This window comes from Streptomyces exfoliatus (genome assembly GCF_000725545.1).
Lineage (GTDB): Bacteria > Actinomycetota > Actinomycetes > Streptomycetales > Streptomycetaceae > Streptomyces > Streptomyces exfoliatus.
Genome location: NZ_JNZP01000007.1, coordinates 197,530 through 217,703, shown reverse-complemented (window position 1 = coordinate 217,703; position 20,174 = coordinate 197,530). Strand labels below are relative to the sequence as shown.

Genomic DNA, 20,174 nt, shown 5'->3' with positions numbered 1-20,174 from the left:
GCGGGGTAAGGGGACGTGCACATCGTCATCATGGGCTGCGGGCGAGTGGGAGCCGCTCTCGCGCAGACCCTGGAGCAGCAGGGGCACACCGTCGCGGTCGTGGACCAGGACCCGACGGCGTTCCGTCGTCTGGGGTCGGGTTTCGGCGGTCGGCGCGTCACGGGCGTGGGCTTCGACCAGGACACGCTGCGTGAGGCGGGCATCGAGGACGCCGGCGCCTTCGCCGCGGTGAGCAGCGGCGACAACTCGAACATCATCGCCGCGCGGGTCGCGCGCGAGATGTTCGGCATCGAGAACGTGGCGGCGCGGATCTACGACCCGCGCCGTGCCGAGGTCTACCAGCGTCTCGGCATCCCGACGGTCGCGACGGTCCGCTGGACCGCCGACCAGATGCTGCGACGGCTGCTGCCCTCGGGTGCGGAGCCCCTGTGGACGGACCCGAGCGGTGGGGTGCAGCTCGCCGAGGTGCACACCTCGCCGGCCTGGATCGGCCACAAGATCAGCCGGCTGCAGGACGAGACCGGGGTGCGCGTCGCGTTCCTGACCCGGCTCGGCGAGGCGGTCATCCCCACGTCGCAGACGGTGCTCCAAGAGGGCGACCTGGTGCACGTGATGATGCGTACGGACGAGATCGCGAAGGTCGAGGAGGCCTTCGCCGAGGGTCCCGAGGAGGGCGGTCACTGATGCGTGTCGCTATTGCGGGCGCGGGTGCGGTGGGCCGTTCCATCGCGGGCGAGCTCCTGGAGAACGGGCACGAGGTCCTGCTCGTCGACAAGGCGCCGACCGCCATCTCGGTGGAGCGGGTGCCGCAGGCGGAGTGGCTGCTCGCCGACGCGTGCGAGATCACGTCGCTCGACGAGGCGGCGCTCCAGCGCTGCAACGTGGTGATCGCGGCGACCGGCGACGACAAGGTGAACCTCGTCGTCTCGCTGCTCGCCAAGACCGAGTACGGCGTGCCGCGGGTCGTCGCCCGGGTGAACAACCCGAAGAACGAGTGGCTGTTCACCGAGGCCTGGGGCGTGGACGTCGCCGTGTCGACGCCGCGCCTGATGTCGGCCCTGGTGGAGGAGGCGGTGAGCGTCGGCGACCTGGTCCGGCTGCTCCGCTTCAGTCATGGCGACGCGAACCTGGTCGAGCTGACCCTTCCGCCGGAGTCGGCGCTCGCCGGCACCTCGGTCGGGGACGTGGCCTGGCCGCAGGACACCTCGCTCGTGACGATCATCCGCGGTTCGCGGGTGCTCACGCCGAGCGCCGAGGAGACCCTGGAGGCGGGCGACGAGCTGCTGTTCGTGGCCGCGCAGGCCCGCGAGGAGCAGTTGGAGGACCTGCTGCAGGTCCGCCGCGAGGACGCGGACTCCTAGGGTCTTTCGTTCGGATCAGGCCGGATCAGGGAGCGGGTCCGGTGCATGGGGTCTCCCCAGGCCCGCAGGGGCCAGGGGACGCCTCCCAGGCGGAGGAGGGCGTCATGGCGGAGCCGTGGCAACCGACGACGACGCGGCGAGGTGCGGCACCAGACCCCACGAGCCCGGCATGATCCAAACGAGAGGCCGTGGTTCCGCAGCACTCCGTACGGGGAAGGGCCCGGACCTGTTCGTCAGGTCCGGGCCCTTCCGCGTGCCGTCCTCGGGCCTCAGGCCTCAGGGTTGCTCTGCCGGGCGGCGGCGGCCGCCTTGCGCTCCTTCTCGGCGCGCTCCTCGGCCTCCATCTCGGCGAAGACGTCGATCGGCGGCGGAGCCTTCGCGAGGAACATCCAGGTGAGGTACACCGCGAGCAGGAACGGCGGGATCTTGAGCGCGACGAGGACCCAGCCGAACTTGGTCGTGTCGGCCCACCAGTACATCGGGAAGAGGATCGCGCACTTGCCGAGCAGGATCAGGCCCCAGGCCCAGCTGGCCTTCGCGTACGCCTTCTTCCGGCCCGGGTTACGGGTGCGCCAGGAGAGGTTCTCCTTGAAGACCGGGCCCAGGATCAGACCGATCAGCGGGACCCCGGCGATCGTGGTGATGATGTACGCGAGGGCGAGGCCGAGCGTGTAGAGCATGCCCGGCAGGTAGAAGTCCTTGGCGTTGCCGGTCATCATCGCGAAGACCACGCCGAAGGCGACACCGAAGACCCCGCTGAACGCGTGCTTGACGGTGTCCCGCCGGATCAGCCGGACGGCGACCAGGACCAGCGAGACCGCGAGCGCGGCGATCGCCGAGATGTGCAGGTTCTTGTTGATCGTGAAGATCGTGACGAACAGCAGGCCGGGCAGGACCGTCTCGACCATGCCCCGCAGACCGCCGAAGGCCTCGAACAGCGCGGCCTCGGTGACCTCCTTCGCGGCCCTGGCGTCCTGGTCGGCGACCGGGCCGACCTGGCCGGCGGTCGCGCCGTCCTGGTCCGTGGTCGTGGTCGGCTTGTCGAGGGACGTCACCGGCTACTCCTGTCCGAGCGGTCGGAGCTCGTATTTGGGGTTGAAGAGGACCCGCCGGCCATGACTCATGGAGACGCGGCCGGAGGCGATCAGCTTGCGGCCCGGCTCGATGCCCACGATGGAGCGCCGTCCGAGCCACACGACGTCGAGCGGTGCCGTGCCGTCGAAGAGTTCGGCCTCCAGCGCGGGCACACCGGCCCGGGGGCGCAGCGTGACCGTGCGCAAGGTACCAGTCACCTTGACTATCTGGCGGTCGGAGCAGTCGCAGATGCGCGTGCACCCCGAGGCTTCGGCGTCCTCCTGGAGCTCCTCCGACTCCAGGTCCTCCGGGGAGGAGGAGAGCCGGTCGAGCATCCGGCGGAACCTACCGGCCGGCTTCTCTGTACGCGGTGCAGCACTCATACAGAAAGCGTACCGGCCACCACTGCCACCGAGACCGGTCCTCCGTACGGCATTCGGTTCAGCGTTCGAAGCGGTAACCCATGCCCGGTTCGGTGACGAAGTGGCGCGGGTGCGAGGGGTCGGTCTCCAGCTTGCGCCGCAGCTGTGCCATGTACACCCGCAGGTAGTTGGTCTCCGTGCCGTACGAGGGTCCCCAGACCTCCTGGAGCAGCTGCTTCTGGCTCACCAGACGCCCGCAGTTGCGCACCAGGACTTCGAGGAGGTGCCACTCGGTGGGGGTGAGCCGGACGTCCCGGCCGTCGCGGTGGACCTTCTTCGCCGCCAGGTCGACGGTGAAGCCCGCGGTCTCGACGACCACCACCCCGTCCTCGGCGCCACCGACCGGCTCGGCACGGCGCACGGCCGCGCGCAGCCGGGCGAGCAGCTCGTCCATGCCGAAGGGCTTGGTGACGTAGTCGTCGGCGCCCGCGTCGAGCGCCTCGACCTTCTCGTCGGAGGTCTGCCGGGCCGAGAGGACCAGGATCGGCACCCGCGTCCAGCCGCGCAGGCCCTTGATGACCTCGACGCCGTCCATGTCGGGCAGGCCGAGGTCGAGGACGACGACGTCGGGGTGGCGTTCGGCGGCGAGCCGGAGGGCGGTGGCACCGTCGGGCGCGGCGTCGACCTCGTACTTCCGCGCCTTGAGGTTGATCACCAGGGCGCGCACGATCTGCGGCTCGTCGTCGACCACGAGGACCCGGGTCATGGAGGGGGCCTTCCTTCTGCTGGGGTGCCGGGACTGCCGGCGCCGCTGGGACTGGCGTACGGGACGGGGAGCGGACGGCGGAGGTACGGGGACGGGGACGGGCGGGCGTACGGCCGCGGGGGCGGCGTACGGCGGGCCGGCGCGGCGGTCAGGTCACGGCGTGGGCCGGGAGTTCGGCGGCCGGTGCCGGGGAGCCGCCCGGCGCGGCGCGGAGGGTGAGCACCATGGTCAGTCCGCCGCCCGGGGTGTCCTCGGCGCCCAGCGTGCCGCCCATGGCCTCGACGAAGCCGCGGGCCACCGCGAGGCCGAGGCCGACGCCGGACCCGCGCGGGGCGTCGCCGAACCGCTGGAAGGGCTCGAAGATGCCGTCCTTGGCCTCGTCGGGCACGCCCGGCCCGCGGTCCACGACCCGGACTTCGACCCGGTCCCCCAGGGTGCTGGCGGCGACGGCCACCGGCACGCCCTCGGGGCTGTACTTGACGGCGTTCTCCACGATGTTGGCGACGGCCCGCTCCAGGAGGCCCTTGTCGACCTCGACCATCGGCAGCGTCTCGGGGATGTCGAGTTCGGCGCTGCCGTCGGGCACTCCCCCGAGCGCCATGGGGACGACCTCGTCGAGGTCGACGACCCGGATCAGGGGTGTGACCGTGCCGGTCTGGAGCCGGGACATGTCGAGGAGGTTCCCGACGAGGTGGTCGAGGCGATCGGCGCCGGCCTCGATGCCCTCCAGGAGTTCGGCGCGGTCCTGCTCGGACCATTCGACGTCGTCGGAGCGGAGGGAGGAGACGGAGGCCTTGATGCTCGCGAGCGGGGTCCGCAGGTCGTGGCTGACGGCGGCCAGCAGCGAGGTCCGGATCTTGTTGCCCTCGGCCTGCTTCCGGGCCTCCTCCGCCTCGCCCACGAGCCGCTGGCGGTCGAGGACGACCGCGGCCTGGGCGGCGAAGGCGCCGAGGACCCGGCGGTCCTCGGCGGGCAGGACCCGGCCGGACAGCGCGAGGGCCAGGTGGTCGCCGACCGGCATGTCCACGTCCGCGTCCTCGGGCCGGGCCGCCGGGTGGGGTCCCACGCTCGCCGCCCGCGTCCAGGGCTCGATGCCGTCCGCCCGCTCCAGGAGGGCCACGGACTCCATGGAGAAGGTCTCGCGGACCCGTTCGAGGAGTGCGTCGAGGCTGGTCTCGCCGCGCAGCACGCTGCCGGCCAGGTAGGAGAGCACCTCGGACTCGGCGCGGAGCCGGGCGGCCTGGTGGGTGCGCCGGGCCGCCAGGTCCACCACCGAGGCGACCGCCATGGCGACCCCGAGGAAGACGGCTATGGCGACGATGTTCTTGGGGTCGGCGATGGTGATCCGGTGGACGGGCGGGGTGAAGAACCAGTTGAGGAGGAGGGAGCCCGCGGCGGCGGAGGCGAGCGCCGGCAGGAATCCGCCGAGCAGGGCCGCGGCCACGGTCAGGGCGAGGAAGAGCAGCATGTCGTTGGCGAGCCCGAGGTCGGCGTCGACATGGGTGAGGAGGAGGGCGAGGGTGGCCGGCCCCCCGACGCCGACCGCCCAGCCGCCGATGATCCGGGAGCGGCCGAGGCGGGCGCCGCGGGCGACGGGCAGACCGCGCCCCTTGGCGACCTCGTCGTGGGTGACGATGTGGACGTCGAGGTCGGTCCCGGAGTCGCGGGCCACGGTCTGGCCGACGCCGGGGCCGAGGACGTACTGCCAGGCGCGGCGGCGGCTGGAGCCGAGGACGATCTGGGTGGCGTTGACCCCGCGGGCGAACTCCAGGAGCGCGGAGGGGATGTCGTCGCCGATGACGTGGTGGAACGTTCCGCCGAGGTCCTCGACCAGGGTGCGCTGGACGGCCAGCTCCTTCGGCGAGGCGGCGGTGAGGCCGTCGCTGCGGGCTATGTAGACCGCGAGGACCTCGCCGCCCGCGCCCTTCTCGGCGAGCCGGGTGGCGCGCCGTATGAGGGTGCGGCCCTCGGGGCCGCCGGTCAGACCGACGACGATGCGCTCGCGGGCCTGCCAGGTGGAGCGGATGTTGTGCTCGCCCCGGTACTGCCGGAGGTACTCGTCGACCCGGTCGGCGGTCCAGAGCAGCGCCAGCTCGCGCAGGGCGGTGAGGTTGCCGGGACGGAAGTAGTTCGACAGGGACGCGTCGATCCTGTCCGGCTTGTAGATGTTGCCGTGCGCCATCCGGCGGCGCAGGGCCTCCGGGGACATGTCGACCAGCTCGATCTGGTCCGCCCGGCGCACGACCTCGTCGGGGACGGTCTCCCGCTGCCGTACGCCCGTGATCGCCTCGACGACGTCGCCGAGCGACTCCAGGTGCTGGATGTTGACGGTGGAGATGACGTCGATCCCAGCCGCGAGCAGCTCGGCGACGTCCTGCCACCGCTTGGGGTTGCGGGAGCCGGGGACGTTCGTGTGGGCCAGCTCGTCGACGAGGGCTACGGCGGGGCGGCGGGCCAGGACGGCGTCGATGTCCATCTCGGTGAAGGTGGCGCCCCGGTGCTCCAGGGTGCGGCGCGGCAGCTGCTCCAGGCCGTGCAGCATGACCTCCGTGCGCGGCCGCTCGTGGTGCTCCACGAACGCCACGACGCAGTCCGTGCCGCGCTCCACCCGGCGGTGCCCTTCGGAGAGCATCGCGTAGGTCTTGCCGACGCCCGGCGCAGCGCCGAGGTAGATCCGAAGCTTGCCGCGTCCCATGGGACGACCATACGTCCAGCCAATCGGACATTCCGTACGCGGGGAGAGGGGCCGGGGTGGTCTTGACGTGATTCTGATGTCAGGACCCGCCGGGTCCGCGGCCCCGGCCCGACGGCGCGCGGACGCCCGGTCCCACCCGGCCCGTACGTCGCCGTCAGTGCTCGACGATCTCGCCGTCGCTCAGTTCGAGGACCCGGTCCGCCAGGCCCACCAGCTGCGGGTCGTGGGTGGCGACCAGGGCCGTGCACCCCTCGCTGCGCACCACCGCGCGCAGCAGCTGCATGACGGCGAGGCCGGTCTCCGCGTCCAGCTGGCCGGTGGGCTCGTCGGCTATCAGCAGCGCCGGCCGGTTGGCGAGGGCGCGGGCGATGGCGACCCGCTGCTGCTGGCCGCCGGAGAGCTCGCCGGGCCGCTGGGCCGCGTGGTCGGCGAGGCCCACGAGGCCGAGGAGCAGGGCCACCCGCTCCTCGCGCTCCTTGGGGTCCGCCTTGCGCAGGCGCATGGGTACGCCGACGTTCTCGGCGGCGGAGAGGATCGGAAGGAGTCCGAAGGACTGGAAGATGAAGCCGATCCGGTCGCGGCGCAGTTCGAGGAGACCGCTCTCACCGAGGGTGGCGAGGTCGACGCCGTCGATGACGATCGAGCCGCCGTCCGCGGTGTCGAGGCCGCCCACCAGGTTGAGCAGCGTCGTCTTGCCGGAGCCCGAGCGGCCCTTGAGGGCCACGAGCTCGCCGCGCGGGATGTCGAAGGAGACGCCGCGCAGGGCGTGGACGGCGGCCTCCCCCGTGCCGTACGAGCGGCGCAGGTCCCGGACGCTGACCATCGCGGGGGCCGCGGGGTCCTCGGCGACGGCCGTCGCGGACCTCGTGCTGCTCTCACTCATCCGGTGCTCCCCCTCCTCGAACATGTGAGCCGTCAGTATGGTCCGCGGCCCGGCCACGAGGCCAGAGCCCGCCGCCGCACCTGTGGAAAACGGCCCCTGGGCCCGCTGCCCGTACCTGTGGAGAACGGCCGGTGGGCCGCCCCCGGGCGTACGGGAAGCGGCCCACCGGCCGTTCGTGCCTGCGACGGCACCGTCGGGTCAGCGGATCTCGGAGATCTCCGGACCGCGCTGGAGCTGGCCCATGCCACCGGAGAAGCGGGAGTTCTCCTGCTCCTCCTGCTGGACGCCGTCCGGCACCATCTGCGCGTCGTTCGGCAGCTTGAGGACGATCGGGTCGCGCGGGGCCATCGGCCCGTCGCCGCGGACGACCACGGTGTCCCGGACGATCTGCTCCAGGAGCCCGGCGGCCTCGGGCTGGACCGCACCCTGCCCGGAGATCACTCCGCGCAGGAACCAGCGGGGTCCGTCGACACCGACGAAGCGGACCAGCTGCACGCCGCGGTTGCCGTCCGGCAGCTGCACGGGGACCTGGGCACGCAGCTCCCAGCCCAGCGGGCCCTCGACCTCGTCGATGACGCCGCCCTGCTGGGTGATGCCCGTGGCGATCTCGTCGCGGACCTCGCCCCAGATGCCCTCGTTCTTGGGGGCGGCGAACGCCTGGAGCTGTACGGCGCTGTCGCGCAGGACGACGGTGGCCGCGACGATCGCGTCGCCCGCCACCTCGACCCGCAGCTCCATGCCCTCGACTCCGGGCACGAAGACGCCGCCCAGGTCCACGCGGCCCTCGTCGGGCCTGGTGACCTCGGAGACGTCCCAGGGTCCGTCGGGCCGGGGCGCCGGCGGAAGGTTCATCCGGCGCGGAGCCGCGTCGTCCGCGTCCTCGCCGTCCACCGCGTCGACGACCTGCTCGGCCTCGCCCGCCGCGTCCGCCGCGCCTTCAGCGGAACCACTCTTCTTGCGACGTCCGAACACGTCACTGTCCTTCCCGGTCGGATACGACCGAAGCGTATCGATTCCCACCCGTTGTGCCGTCCACCTCGGCGTGACCGCCGGTGGACCCGAAGCCCCCCTCGGCCCGCGCCGAGCCGGGAAGCTCCGCCACCTCGTGGAAGCGCACCTTCTCGACCTGTTGGACGACAAGTTGGGCGATCCGGTCGAATCGTTCGAACCGCACGCTCTCGCGCGGGTCGAGATTGACCACGATCACCTTGATCTCTCCACGGTACCCGGCATCCACCGTCCCCGGGGCATTCACGAGCGCCACTCCGCAACGGGCGGCGAGTCCCGAACGCGGGTGCACGAAGGCCGCGTACCCGTCCGGGAGGGCGATGGAGACCCCGGTGGGGAGCACGGCGCGCTCCCCGGGGGCCAGTACGGCGGCCTCGGTGGTCACGAGGTCCGCTCCGGCGTCGCCGGGGTGTCCGTAGGCCGGGATCGGCACGTCCGGGTCCACTCGCCGGATGAGTACGTCGACAGGGTTGGGCATCAGGGGTTCACCTCGAAGGCGCGGGCGCGCCGGACCTGGTCGGGGTCGGACATGGCGGCCTGGATCTCCTCCGGGCGGCCGTTGTCGATGAAGTGGTCGACCTTGACCTCGACGAAGAGGGCGTCGGCGCGGACGGCGACGGGGCCCTCGGGCCCGCCGATCCGGCCGACGGCGGTCGAGAAGATCTTGCGGCCGTGGACGGCGGTGACCTCGGCCTCCAGGTGGAGCACGGTGCCCACCGGGACGGGCCGGACGAAGTCGGTCTCCAGGCGTCCGGTCACGGCGATGACCCGCAGCAGCCAGTTCAGGGAGCCGAGGGTCTCGTCGAGCGCCGTGGCGAGCACGCCGCCGTGCGCGAGGCCGGGGGCGCCCTGATGGTCGGGGGTCACCGTGAACTCGGCGGTGACGGTCACGCCCTCGCCCGCGCGCGCCTCCAGGTGGAGGCCGTGGGGCTGCCCGCCGCCGCATCCGAAGCAGTACGCGTAGTGCGCGCCGAGCAGCTCGCCGGGAGCCGGGGCTTCGGGGTGGCGTACCGGCGGTATGGCGTCGGCCGGCGGGGTGAGGGCGGCAGATGTTGCAGTCACAGGCGCAGACCTTACCCGCGCGGATGGGCGCAGGTCGCGCCGTGCCAAGCTTGGACGCATGCAGCCTTCCGTACCGTCGCCCGACGCCGCCCCCGTGCCCTCCGCCGTAGCCTCCGCCGCGCCGCGGTTCGACGAGCGGCTGACGGCGCCCCGGTCGTGGTGGGTCATCGTGTGCCTGCTGGGTCTTTCCGGCGGCCTGGTCATGTTCCCGCTGGGTACGGTCCCGACGCTCGGCGGTCTGGTCGTGGCGGCGGTGCTCGCCGGCGCGGCGGTCTCCTCGTACGGCTCCGCACGGATCCGGGTGGTGGCCGGTTCGCTGGTGGCCGGTGACGCCAGGATCCCGGTCTCGGCCCTCGGCGCGGTCGAGGTGCTCGACGCGGAGGAGGCGCGCGCCTGGCGCACGCACAAGGCCGACCCGCGCGCCTTCATGCTGATGCGCAGCTATGTGCCGCGGGCGGTGCGGGTCGTGGTGACGGATCCCGCGGACCCGACGCCGTACGTGTACCTGTCCAGCCGCGAGCCGGAGGCGCTGGCGGCCGCCCTGGGGGCCGAGCGCGCCTGACCGGCACGCGCCGGGGGGCAGACCCGAGAAGCGTCGCGGGCTGAGGGCCCGGAACGCCGGGGGGGAGGCCGTGGAAGCGCCGGAGTCAGGCCCTAGAAGCCCAGTTCCTTCGGGTTCTCGGGCTGGTCCAGTGGGGGAAGTTCCCCGAGGGTGTCCCAGGGGACCTGGCGGCGGCGCAGGTCCGCGCGGATGTGCGCGGCGAGCTTCTTGGTGTCGCGGCGGTTCATGACCGCGCCGACGGCGGCGCCCACCATGAAGGGCATGAGGTTCGGCAGGTTGCGCACCATGCGTTTCATGATCTGCTGGCGCAGCTCGCGCTTGAGCTGCCCGCCGAGCGCCGCGTTGACGGTGGTGGGCCTGGTGGGGTCGACGCCCCGCTCCTCGGCCCAGGAGGTCAGGTAGGCCGTCGAACGCTGGGTGAGCCGGCCGGGGGGCCGCAGCCCGTAGACCTCGTGCAGTTCGGCGATGAGTTTGAGTTCCACGGCGGCGACACCGGTGATCTCGGCCGCGAGCTCCGCCGGCATGGCCGGGGGTACGGGGAGCATGGCGGCGGCGCCGACGCCCGCGCCCACGGTGGAACTCGCGTTCGCCGCGCCGGCGACGAGTTTGTCGGCGATCTCCTCGGGGCCGAGCCCGGGGAAGTGTCTGCGGAGGGTCGCCAGGTCGCGGACGGGGATCCGCGGGGCGAGGTCGATCAACCGGTCGGCCAGGTGGCCGATGCCCGCCTTCGCGCTGTCTCCGCCGCGCTTCACGCCCTGACGGACGCCCTGCGCGACGCCGCGCCGGACGGCGTCGATCCGGTCGGAGTCGATCTTGATCTTGTCGAGCTGGGCACGCGCCGGGTTGGCAAGCCGCCTGACGGCGCCGAAGCGCCCGTCCTGCCGTGCCCGGGCCGGCACGTCCCCCTCTCCCGCCTCCACCGGCAGGTACGCCGGGTCCGGCTCGGTGACCGCATCGAGCGAGGCCGGGAGGCCCCGCTCGTCGTCACGTGCGCCGGGGGAGGGCAGGGAGGCGGTGTGCTCGGCTTCAGGAGCCTCCTGGGCACCCTCTGCCGGGCCTGAGTCGCCCTTGTGCGTCCAGGGGCTCCCGGGGAGCCTCGGACGCCGCTTCCGGGACGGTGTGTCGCCTGCCACGGCCGTGCGTTCTCAGTCGCAGTCGCGGCAGATCGGCTGGCCGTTCTTCTCCCTGGCCAGCTGGCTGCGGTGGTGCACGAGGAAGCAGCTCATGCAGGTGAACTCATCGGCCTGCTTGGGCAGGACCCGGACGGCCAGCTCCTCGTTCGAGAGGTCTGCACCGGGAAGCTCCAGGCCTTCGGCGGCCTCGAACTCGTCGACGTCGACGGTCGAGGTCGACTTGTCGTTCCGGCGGGCCTTCAGTTCTTCAAGGCTGTCCGAATCGACGTCGTCGTCGGTCTTGCGTGGGGTGTCGTAATCCGTTGCCATGTCGCTCTCCCCCTCTGGGTGGTTGCGGTGTCTCCAGCGCACGTAACGCGTGAGAGGTCGGACTTGTGCCCGACCTGAGGCGGAGATTTTGCCTCACATCAAGGTCTGTTACTCAATCGACACCCGTCCTGTCCTCTCGCGAGGTGATCGGCTTGGGGTGGCGAACCGGACCGTACACGGTCCTGGGGGCATCCCTTGCAGGCGCCACCCCGTGTACTTCCCGTCATCACGGGTCCCGGAAACCCGGACTTTTCCGGGTTTTCGGAGGGATTTCCCGGTCACGGAGAGTGGAGGCCGGGACACCCTCCCCTGTGATCGATCACACAGGAGCGTCTCAGAATCAGGGCCCCGGAATTCCGCGCAAAGCGAACGGAACCGGGTCGGCTCAAGCAGTCTGTCAGATCGGCAGAGTGACGCGCATCACGAGACCTCCGCCCTCACGGGGCTCCGCGATGATACGGCCGCCGTGGGCGCGGGCCACGGACCGGGCGATCGACAGGCCGAGACCGACACCCTTGTCGCTGCCGGTCCGCTCCTGCCTGAGCCGCCGGAACGGCTCGAAGAGGTTGTCGATCTCGTACGCGGGGACCACAGGACCTGTGTTCGACACCACCAGGACCGCCTGACCGTCCTTGGTCTCGGTCGTGACCTCCACCCAGCCGCCCTCCGGCACGTTGTACCGGACGGCGTTCTGGAGCAGGTTCAGGGCGATCCGCTCGAGCAGGACGCCGTTGCCCTGGACGACCGCCGGAGCGCGCTCGCCCCGGATCTCGACGCCCTTGGCCTCGGCCTCGGCGTGCACCTGGTCCACGCCCCGCGAGGCGACCTCGGCCAGGTCGACGGGTTTGCGCTCGATGATCTGGTTGTCACTGCGGGCGAGCAGCAGCAGGCCCTCGACGAGCTGCTCGCTGCGCTCGTTGGTGGCGAGCAGGGTCCTGCCGAGCTGCTGGAGCTCCACCGGCGCCCCGGGGTCCGAGAGGTGCACCTCCAGGAGGGTCCGGTTGATCGCGAGCGGGGTCCGCAGCTCGTGCGAGGCGTTCGCGACGAACCTCTGCTGGGCGGTGAAGGCCCGCTCCAGGCGGTCCAGCATCTCGTCGAAGGTGTCGGCGAGCTCCTTGAGCTCGTCGTCGGGGCCGTCCAGCTCGATCCGCCGGGACAGGTCGGAGCCGGCCACCTGGCGGGCGGTCCGGGTGATCCGGCCGAGCGGGGAGAGCACCCGCCCCGCCATGGCGTAGCCGAAGGCGAAGGCGATGATGCTCAGGCCGAGGAGGGCGAAGAGCGAGCGGCGCAGCAGGTCGTCGAGGGCCAGGTCGCTCTGCTTGCGCAGGCAGACCGAGACGGCGTCGTTGAGCTGCTCCCCGGTGCCCTGGACCGGCAGCTGACACCAGTGGGTGGTGGGCTGGACCTTGCCCTCGACGACCTTGAACGGCAGTTCGGAGACGCTGTGGGTGAGCGCCTGCGCCGTGAAGAGGTAGATGATCGAGAGCAGCAGGATGCCCGCGATCAGGAACATGCCGCCGTACAGCAGCGTGAGGCGTATCCGGATGGTCGGGCGCAGCAGGGGACGGACCGGGTCCCTGGGGTCCCAGGTCGGCTTCGGTGGCGCCTGGGGGTGGGGCGCGGGGGTGGTGGCCATCAGGTCAGATCCGGTACCCGGAGCCGGGGACCGTGACGATGACCGGCGGCTCGCCGAGCTTGCGGCGCAGGGTCATCACCGTGACGCGCACGACGTTGGTGAACGGGTCGGTGTTCTCGTCCCAGGCCTTCTCCAGGAGCTGCTCGGCCGAGACGACGGCCCCCTCGCTGCGCATGAGGACCTCGAGGACGGCGAACTCCTTGGGGGCGAGCTGGACCTCCTTGCCCTCCCGGAAGACCTCGCGGCGGTTGGGGTCGAGCTTGATGCCGGCGCGCTCCAGGACGGGCGGGAGGGGCACGCTCGTGCGACGGCCGAGGGCGCGTACGCGCGCGGTGAGCTCGGTGAAGGCGAAGGGCTTGGGCAGGTAGTCGTCCGCCCCGAGCTCCAGGCCCTCGACGCGGTCGCTGACGTCACCCGACGCGGTGAGCATCAGGACGCGGGTGGGCATGCCCAGCTCCACGATCTTCCGGCAGACGTCGTCGCCGTGGACGAGGGGCAGGTCGCGGTCGAGGACGACGACGTCGTAGTCGTTGACTCCCACGCGCTCCAGGGCCGCGGCGCCGTCGTACACGACGTCGACGGCCATGGCCTCCCGGCGCAGTCCGGTGGCCACCGCATCGGCGAGCAGCTGCTCGTCCTCGACGACGAGTACGCGCACGTCGTACTTCCTTCCCGTTGAGCCTCGGTCCGGGGTGGAGCGGGCTGAAGACCTGAGCACTGACTGTGCGTGTCCATCCTGCCCCGTACGCGCGTAAACCGGCTGTAAGGCGGCGGTGCGGGGGTGGGGGCGGGCAGGTGGTGAGCCGGGGGGCGCGGGGCGGGGCGCGGGGCGGGAGCCGAAGAATTCACCGGATTCACGGGCCAGTTGAGGTTTCTGTGAGGAAAGGGCTGGGGAGGACGACTGCACACCCCGTGATCACGCCCTGTATGTGGCGCGCCACCTACCGCTCTCCGTCTCCGGGAGACCGCAGTGCGTGATCCACCCACCCTCGGCACACCCCCGTGCCACCGGACCCATGACGAGGGGGCGCACGATGGACGCTTTCACCGCTGGCCTGCTGCACCGCATCAGGACCACACAGACGGACCTCACGCGGGCTCGTGAGACCGGCGACGACTACCTGGCGGAGGTGGAGCAGGCGGAGCTGGAGGACCTGCACCGGCTTGCCGCCGAGCACGGCGTGGAAGTCGCCGCGCAGGGCGTCTGACCCGTCCCGACCGCGCACGACCCGAACGACCCGTACGACCGGCAGGACCCGCACGGCCCGTACGACCCGCACCATCCCACCCGCCCGACCGACCCCGTACACGTGCGAGGGCCCCGGCGCCGTCCCGGCACCGGGGCCCTCGCGTGTCCCGACCCGTCAGTCGTGCCAGGCGCCCAGGTCCTCCAGGAGCTCCTGGAGGGGCCCGAAGAGGCCCGGAGAGGCCGCCAGGGTCAGTTCACCCGACTCCGGCTCCCCGGGGCGCCCTCCGGTGAGCCCGCCGGCCTCGCGGGCGATCAGGGCGCCCGCCGCGAGGTCCCAGGGGTTGAGACCGCGCTCGTAGTACGCGTCGAGGCGGCCGGCGGCGACGTCGCAGAGGTCGATGGCGGCCGAGCCGCCGCGGCGGATGTCGCGGACCCGCGGGATCACCCGCTGGGCGACGTCCGCCTGGCGGGCCCGCCGGGACTGCACGTAACCGAAGCCCGTACCGAGGAGGGCCTGGTCGAGGGCGGGCGAGGGCCGGACGGCGAGGCGCCGGTCCCCCTCGTGGGCTCCGCCGCCGAGGACGGCACGGTACGTCTCGCCACGCATCGGTGCCTCGACGACGCCGACCACGGTCTCGCCGTCCCGTTCGGCGGCGATCGAGACGGCCCAGGTGGGCAGCCCGTAGAGGTAGTTCACGGTGCCGTCGAGCGGGTCGATGACCCAGCGGACTCCGCTCGTGCCGGGGCTGGAGGCGCCCTCCTCGCCGAGAACGCCGTCATGGGGTCGGTGCTCGGCGAGGAAGCCGGTGATCAGCTTCTCGGCGGCGATGTCCATCTCGGTGACCACGTCGATGGCGCTCGACTTGGTCCTCGCCACGGTCAGGTCGTCCGGCCTGCCGTCGCGCAGCAGCGCTCCGGCCCGCCGCGCGGCCTCCAGGGCGAGGTCGAGCAGTTCGGTGAGAAGCGGGTCCGTCACAGGGTCTCCTTGGGCGTACGGGGGCGTACGTACGGGTCAGGCGTACGGGCTGTCGGCGCCGGCTGCCGCGGGGCGTTCCGCCCTGGCCGGGCAGCAGCCGATCGGGCACAGGTCGTGGGAGGGCCCGAGCGCCCCCAGGGCGCACCGTTCGGTCCTGGTCCCCCGCTCGCGCGCGGCCCGTTCCAGGAGGAGCTCGCGGACGGCGGCGGCGAACCGGGGGTCGGCGCCCACGGTCGCCGAGCGCCGGACGGGCAGTCCGAGCTCGGCCGCCTTGGCCGTGGCCTCGGTGTCGAGGTCGTAGAGGACCTCCATGTGGTCGGACACGAAGCCGATCGGGACCATGACGACCGCGGGCACCCCCGCGCCGTGCAGCGTCTCCAGGTGGTCGCAGATGTCCGGCTCAAGCCACGGGATGTGGGGGGCGCCGCTGCGGGACTGGTAGACGAGCTGCCAGGGGTGGTCGGTCCCGGTGGCCTCGCGGACCGCGTCGGCGATCACCCGTGCCACGTCGAGGTGCTGCCGGACGTACGCCCCGCCCTCGCCGTGTTCGGTGACGGGTCCTGAGGAGTCGGCGGCGGACTCGGGGATGGAGTGGGTGGTGAAGGCGAGGTGGGCCCCGTCCCGTACCGAGGGGTCGAGGTCGGCGAGGGAGGCGAGGACGCCCTCGACCATGGGCTCGACGAAGCCGGGGTGGTTGAAGTAGTGCCGGAGCTTGTCGACCCGGGGCAGCGGGAGCCCCTCGGCCTCCAGGGTGGCGAGCGCGTCGGCGAGGTTCTCGCGGTACTGGCGGCAGCCGGAGTAGGAGGCGTACGCGCTGGTGGTGAGGACGGCGATGTGGCGACGGCCGTCGGTGATCATCTCGCGGAGGGTGTCGGTGAGGTACGGCGCCCAGTTCCGGTTTCCCCAGTAGACGGGCAGCCGCAGGCCGGCGTCGGCGAAGTCCGTCCGCAGCGCGCCGAGGAGCGCGCGGTTCTGGTCGTTGATCGGCGAGACACCGCCGAAGAGGAAGTAGTGCTGCCCCACTTCCTTGAGCCGTTCCTTCGGGATGCCTCGGCCGCGCGTCACGTTCTCCAGGAACGGGACCACGTCGTCCGGGCCCTCGGGGCCGCCGAACGAGAGCAGCAGCAGGGCGTCGTACGGGGCGGGATCGTGCTGATCGGACATGGCACCGATCCTCCCACCCGCGCCTGACAGCGGAGGGCGCGCCCCGTCCGTCGCCCGGCCGTCCGAAAGGTGACGGAAAAGGGGGATGACCGATCGAGTTCAACACCGTAGGCTTTAGTAGTTAATTACACGTGTTGACCAAGGACGCCTCTTGCCCAGTCCCTACCGCGCGATCTTCAAGGCGCCCGGCACAGTCCTGTTCTCCGTCGCCGGGTTCTTCGGCCGGATGCCCCTGTCCATGATGGGCATCGGCATCGTGACCATGATTTCGCAGGTCACCGGCCGGTACGGGCTCGCAGGCGCGCTCGCGGCGACGCTCGCGATGTCCGCCGCGGCCCTCGGCCCCCTGGTCTCCCGCCTGGTCGACCGGCACGGACAGCGCCGGGTACTCCGCCCGGTGACCCTCATCTCGCTCGCGGCGGCCGCGGGGCTCCTCCTCTGCGTCCAGCAGGAGGCCCCCGACTGGACACTCTTCGCGTTCACGGCCGTGATCGGCTGCGTGCCGAGCGTCGGCGCCATGACCCGGGCCCGCTGGGCGGAGATCTACCGGGGCGAGGAACGGCCGCTGCACACGGCGTACTCGTGGGAGTCGATCGTCGACGAGATCTGCTTCATCTTCGGCCCGATCATCTCGATCGGTCTGTCGACGACCTGGTTCCCCGAGGCGGGCCCGCTGTTCGCCGGGGTGTTCCTGGCCATCGGCGTCTTCTGGCTGACCTCCCAGCGCGCCACCGAGCCGCGACCGCACCCCCGGGAGGCCGACGACCGGAGCGGCTCCGTGCTCCGCTCCCCCGGCCTGCGGGTCCTGACCCTCGCCTTCGTCGCCACCGGCGCCATCTTCGGCTCGGTGGACGTGGTGACCGTGGCCTTCGCGGAGGAGCAGGGACACAAGGCCGCCGCCAGCCTCGTCCTGGCCGTCTACGCGCTGGGTTCCTGCCTCGCGGGCGCCGTCTTCGGGCTGATGCACGTCAAGGGCGAGCCGTCCCGCCGATGGCTTCTGGGTGTCTGTGCGATGGCCGTGAGTATGATCCCCCTCCTACTGGCCGGGAACTTGCCGTTGCTGGCCGTGGCGCTCTTTGTCGCGGGCCTGTCCATCGCACCGACGATGGTGACCACCATGGCCCTCGTCGAAGCGCACGTACCGCGCACCAAGCTGACCGAGGGCATGACCTGGACGGGTACCGGGCTCGCGATCGGCGTGGCGCTCGGCTCTTCGGCCGCCGGCTGGGTGGTCGACGCGTCGGGGGCCGAGGCGGGGTACGTGGTGCCCGTCGTCTCGGGTGCGCTCGCGGTCGCGGTGGGTCTCCTCGGACACCGCCGGCTCCGCAGGCCGGCGCCGAACCGGGAGGGGCAGCGTGAGCAGGACGACAGCGGGATCGGGGAGCGCCAGGACGGCGGACAGCCCGTGGCGTAACTGGGCGGGGAACGTCACCTCCCGCCCCGTACGGGAGGTGAGCCCGGCCTCGGCCGAGGAGCTCGCCGAGGCGGTGCGCCGGGCGGCCGAGGACGGCCTGCGGGTGAAGACGGTCGGCGCCGGTCACTCGTTCACCTCGATCGCGGCCACCGACGGCGTCCTCGTCCGGCCGGGCCTGCTGACCGGGATCCGGCGGATCGACCGCGCCTCGATGACCGTGACGGCCGAGGCGGGCACCCCGCTGAAGCGGCTCAACGTGGCGCTGGCCCGGGAGGGCCTGTCGCTCACGAACATGGGCGACATCATGGAGCAGACCGTGGCAGGGGCCGTCTCCACGGGCACGCACGGTACGGGCCGCGAGTCGGCCTCGATCGCCGCGCAGATCCGCGCAATCGAGCTGGTGACGGCCTCGGGCGAACTGCTGACCTGTTCGGAGAAGGAGAACCCGGAGGTCTTCGCGGCGGCCAGGATCGGGCTGGGCGCCCTCGGCGTGATCACGGCGATCACCTTCGCGGTGGAACCGGTCTTCCTGCTCACCGCGCGCGAGGAGCCGATGACCTTCGACCGGGTCACCTCCGACTTCGACGCGCTGCACGCGGAGAACGAGCACTTCGAGTTCTACTGGTTCCCCCACACGGACAACTGCAACACCAAGCGCAACAACCGCAGCGCGGGGCCCGCCGCTCCCGCCGGTCGGGTCAGCGGCTGGATCGAGGACGAACTCCTCTCCAACGGGCTCTTCCAGGTGGCCTGCTCGCTGGGCAGGGCGGTGCCGCCGGTCATCCCCTCGATCGCCAGGGTCTCCAGCCGGGCCCTGTCGGCCCGTACGTACACCGACATCCCGTACAAGGTCTTCACCTCGCCGCGCCGGGTGCGCTTCATGGAGATGGAGTACGCCCTTCCGCGCGAGGCCGCGGTCACGGCGCTGCGCGAGGTCAAGGCGATGGTCGAGCGGTCACCGCTCAAGGTCAGCTTCCCCGTGGAGGTGCGGACGGCTCCGGCGGACGACATCACGCTGTCCACGGCCTCCGGGCGCGAGACCGCGTACATCGCCGTGCACCTCTACAGGGGAACGCCCCACCGCGCGTACTTCACCGCGGTGGAGCGGATCATGACGGCGCACGGGGGCCGCCCCCACTGGGGCAAGATCCACACCCGCGACGCCGCCTACTTCTCGGAGGTCTACCCGCGCTTCGCCGAGTTCACGGCGCTGCGCGACCGGCTCGACCCGGACCGCCTGTTCGGGAACGACTACCTCCGCCGCGTGCTGGGCGACTGACGGTCATTCGGCTGCCGTGTCGGCCGGCGGCGTGACCGCCGGGGTCTCCGGTGCCCCGGACTCCGTGGGCGGCAACGGGGCCGGGGCCGTCGGGGCCGTCGTCGGGTCGGTCGGTGCCGGCGTCGGGGTGGGGGTCGACCCGCCGTCGGTGGCGCCGGAGGGGGTCGGCTCCGGCGAGGGGGTCGCGGTGCCGCTCGGCCCGGTGCCCTGCTCGCCCGGGGACGGGGTGGCGCCCCTCGGGGGACTGCCCGCGCCGTCCTCGGGCCGCCCGGTGCCCTCGGCGGATCCGGACGGCGCGGGTGCGGGGTCCTCGTCCCCCACCGGCGCGCCGCCCCCCGTGCCGCCGCTGCCGCTGCCGCTGACGACGGAGCCGAAGGTGGTGGTCCCCTGCCTCCCGCTGAAGTCCTGCCCCGAGACGAGTTCGTAGGCGGTGATGCCGCCCATCGTGACGCCGAAGACCAGGGCGGCCGCGATGGCCGGGCGCTTCCAGCCCCGGACACGGGTGCCGTGGGTGGTCGCCGTGCCGAAGTCCTCGTCGTACGGGAGCGGGGCCCGGACCGTGCCGAGCATCAGGGTGCGGTCGTCCCCGGACCCTGCGACCGGGACCTGACGGGGCTTCGGCCTGGCGGCGGAGGTCGCGTCGCGCACCTGCTCGCCGGTGCGCCGGAAGAGGTGCTGGAAGAGGGGGCCGCCGCAGGTCGCGATGACGCTGATCACACCGGCGCCGACGATCGTGCCGTACACGCCGAGGGTGGAGGCGAGTTTGGCGGCGATGACCGCGGCGAGCGCGCTGCCCGAGACCTGAGCCACACTCAGGTCGATCCTTCTCCTGCCGCTCTCCTTCTCCTCCGGCTCGTCCGTGTCGGTTTCCGGCCTGTGGCGCATCTCCAGCCCCTGACGACTTATCCGTTCGCCTTGCACCCAGAAGGGACATATGGGCGAAGCGAATAGTTCCGTTTCTGGTGATTCTGTGAAGAGCGCCACGTATGGGGGAAGATCACGGAGACTCAACTCCCGTACCGCCCGAGAAGTTGGGCGGCGCGCCGGTCCACCCAAGTGGCCCGAATGGAGTACATTGACGAACCCTGGGTCCGGACGCCTTCACGGGTGCCCGAGATCAAGGGGAGGGGGCCGGACACGGCGCTCGAACCGGCGGCGCCGCGGCGACGCACGGGGATCGACTGCACAGAGTGACCGCCTGTCACTCCGGGTAGCCAACAGGTCACCGTGTCATAACGGCGTTCCAGGGTCCACGCCCGACACGCCGGGCAACTCGGCAAGGTAGTGGCAGGCTGCACCCG

General features: G+C 72.1%; 21 protein-coding genes. 6 read left to right on the top strand and 15 right to left on the bottom strand.

What is annotated here, in order from left to right; genetic code table 11:
* The first annotated feature begins 15 nt into the window (after positions 1-15).
* Together IO20_RS0110930 and IO20_RS0110925 are read left to right on the top strand one after the other, a co-directional pair.
* On the top strand, positions 16-684 hold the full coding sequence (locus IO20_RS0110930; RefSeq protein WP_030548378.1) for a potassium channel family protein: 669 nt from the start codon (positions 16-18) through the stop codon (positions 682-684).
* Entirely contained in the window at positions 684-1,361 is a 678-nt protein-coding gene (locus IO20_RS0110925; protein WP_030548376.1) for a potassium channel family protein, read from the top strand. The genes IO20_RS0110930 and IO20_RS0110925 overlap by 1 nt, the downstream gene beginning before the upstream one ends.
* Positions 1,362-1,630: 269 nt before the next feature.
* Here IO20_RS0110925 and IO20_RS0110920 read toward each other — a convergent pair whose 3' ends face one another.
* The 8 genes from IO20_RS0110920 to IO20_RS0110885 form a co-directional block, all read right to left on the bottom strand.
* On the bottom strand, positions 1,631-2,416 hold the full coding sequence (locus IO20_RS0110920) for a DUF3159 domain-containing protein (RefSeq protein ID WP_030548373.1): 786 nt from the start codon (positions 2,414-2,416) through the stop codon (positions 1,631-1,633).
* A gap of 3 nt (positions 2,417-2,419) precedes the next feature.
* Positions 2,420-2,818, bottom strand: a complete 399-nt coding sequence (locus IO20_RS0110915) for an OB-fold nucleic acid binding domain-containing protein (protein WP_078623332.1) — start codon at positions 2,816-2,818, stop codon at positions 2,420-2,422.
* Positions 2,819-2,876: 58 nt separating this feature from the next.
* Positions 2,877-3,563, bottom strand: coding sequence for a response regulator (locus tag IO20_RS0110910; RefSeq protein WP_030146949.1), 687 nt, complete (start codon positions 3,561-3,563; stop codon positions 2,877-2,879).
* A 148-nt stretch (positions 3,564-3,711) separates the two neighbouring features.
* The gene (locus IO20_RS0110905; RefSeq protein ID WP_030548370.1) at positions 3,712-6,258 is read right to left on the bottom strand and encodes a sensor histidine kinase; all 2,547 of its coding nucleotides are present in this window, start codon (positions 6,256-6,258) and stop codon (positions 3,712-3,714) included.
* Positions 6,259-6,412: 154 nt separating this feature from the next.
* On the bottom strand, positions 6,413-7,141 hold the full coding sequence (locus IO20_RS0110900; protein ID WP_030548368.1) for an ABC transporter ATP-binding protein: 729 nt from the start codon (positions 7,139-7,141) through the stop codon (positions 6,413-6,415).
* Positions 7,142-7,339: 198 nt separating this feature from the next.
* A complete protein-coding gene (locus IO20_RS0110895) occupies positions 7,340-8,113 on the bottom strand; it encodes a DUF3710 domain-containing protein (RefSeq protein ID WP_030548366.1) in 774 nt (257 codons plus the stop codon).
* Between the two features lies 1 nt (position 8,114).
* A complete protein-coding gene (gene dut, locus IO20_RS0110890; RefSeq protein ID WP_030548363.1) occupies positions 8,115-8,627 on the bottom strand; it encodes a dUTP diphosphatase in 513 nt (170 codons plus the stop codon).
* Positions 8,627-9,211, bottom strand: coding sequence for a PaaI family thioesterase (locus IO20_RS0110885; RefSeq protein WP_030548361.1), 585 nt, complete (start codon positions 9,209-9,211; stop codon positions 8,627-8,629). The genes dut and IO20_RS0110885 overlap by 1 nt, the downstream gene beginning before the upstream one ends.
* 58 nt (positions 9,212-9,269) lie before the next feature.
* On the opposite strand from IO20_RS0110885, the gene IO20_RS0110880 reads away from it, so the two are divergent.
* Positions 9,270-9,773 (top strand): DUF3093 domain-containing protein, encoded by a 504-nt coding sequence (locus IO20_RS0110880; protein WP_051874348.1) that lies wholly within the window; start codon positions 9,270-9,272, stop codon positions 9,771-9,773.
* Positions 9,774-9,865: 92 nt separating this feature from the next.
* Here the strand turns inward: IO20_RS0110880 and IO20_RS0110875 are convergent, their stop codons facing one another.
* From IO20_RS0110875 to IO20_RS0110860, 4 genes are all read right to left on the bottom strand, one after another.
* Positions 9,866-10,906, bottom strand: coding sequence for a hypothetical protein (locus IO20_RS0110875; protein WP_030548357.1), 1,041 nt, complete (start codon positions 10,904-10,906; stop codon positions 9,866-9,868).
* Between the two features lie 12 nt (positions 10,907-10,918).
* Positions 10,919-11,215 (bottom strand): DUF4193 domain-containing protein, encoded by a 297-nt coding sequence (locus IO20_RS0110870; protein ID WP_003955561.1) that lies wholly within the window; start codon positions 11,213-11,215, stop codon positions 10,919-10,921.
* A gap of 397 nt (positions 11,216-11,612) precedes the next feature.
* On the bottom strand, positions 11,613-12,851 hold the full coding sequence (locus tag IO20_RS0110865; protein ID WP_030548354.1) for a sensor histidine kinase: 1,239 nt from the start codon (positions 12,849-12,851) through the stop codon (positions 11,613-11,615).
* A 4-nt stretch (positions 12,852-12,855) separates the two neighbouring features.
* On the bottom strand, positions 12,856-13,509 hold the full coding sequence (locus IO20_RS0110860) for a response regulator transcription factor (protein WP_030146958.1): 654 nt from the start codon (positions 13,507-13,509) through the stop codon (positions 12,856-12,858).
* A 376-nt stretch (positions 13,510-13,885) separates the two neighbouring features.
* On the opposite strand from IO20_RS0110860, the gene IO20_RS40695 reads away from it, so the two are divergent.
* Entirely contained in the window at positions 13,886-14,059 is a 174-nt protein-coding gene (locus IO20_RS40695) for a hypothetical protein (protein WP_169749507.1), read from the top strand.
* Between the two features lie 156 nt (positions 14,060-14,215).
* Here IO20_RS40695 and IO20_RS0110850 read toward each other — a convergent pair whose 3' ends face one another.
* On the bottom strand, positions 14,216-15,016 hold the full coding sequence (locus IO20_RS0110850; RefSeq protein ID WP_030548351.1) for an inositol monophosphatase family protein: 801 nt from the start codon (positions 15,014-15,016) through the stop codon (positions 14,216-14,218).
* Positions 15,017-15,052: 36 nt separating this feature from the next.
* Positions 15,053-16,180, bottom strand: a complete 1,128-nt coding sequence (locus tag IO20_RS0110845; protein ID WP_030548349.1) for a ferrochelatase — start codon at positions 16,178-16,180, stop codon at positions 15,053-15,055.
* Between the two features lie 151 nt (positions 16,181-16,331).
* Between IO20_RS0110845 and IO20_RS0110840 the strand changes: the two genes are divergently transcribed.
* Together IO20_RS0110840 and IO20_RS0110835 are read left to right on the top strand one after the other, a co-directional pair.
* Positions 16,332-17,594 carry an MFS transporter gene (locus IO20_RS0110840; RefSeq protein WP_030548347.1) on the top strand — a complete coding sequence of 421 codons (1,263 nt, stop codon included), beginning with the start codon at positions 16,332-16,334 and terminating at the stop codon, positions 17,592-17,594.
* The gene (locus IO20_RS0110835; protein ID WP_030548345.1) at positions 17,536-18,873 is read left to right on the top strand and encodes a D-arabinono-1,4-lactone oxidase; all 1,338 of its coding nucleotides are present in this window, start codon (positions 17,536-17,538) and stop codon (positions 18,871-18,873) included. Before IO20_RS0110840 ends, IO20_RS0110835 begins: the two co-directional genes overlap by 59 nt.
* 3 nt (positions 18,874-18,876) lie before the next feature.
* On the opposite strand, the gene IO20_RS0110830 is transcribed toward IO20_RS0110835, so the two are convergent.
* The gene (locus IO20_RS0110830; protein WP_063761384.1) at positions 18,877-19,758 is read right to left on the bottom strand and encodes a hypothetical protein; all 882 of its coding nucleotides are present in this window, start codon (positions 19,756-19,758) and stop codon (positions 18,877-18,879) included.
* Positions 19,759-20,174 lie beyond the last annotated feature (416 nt).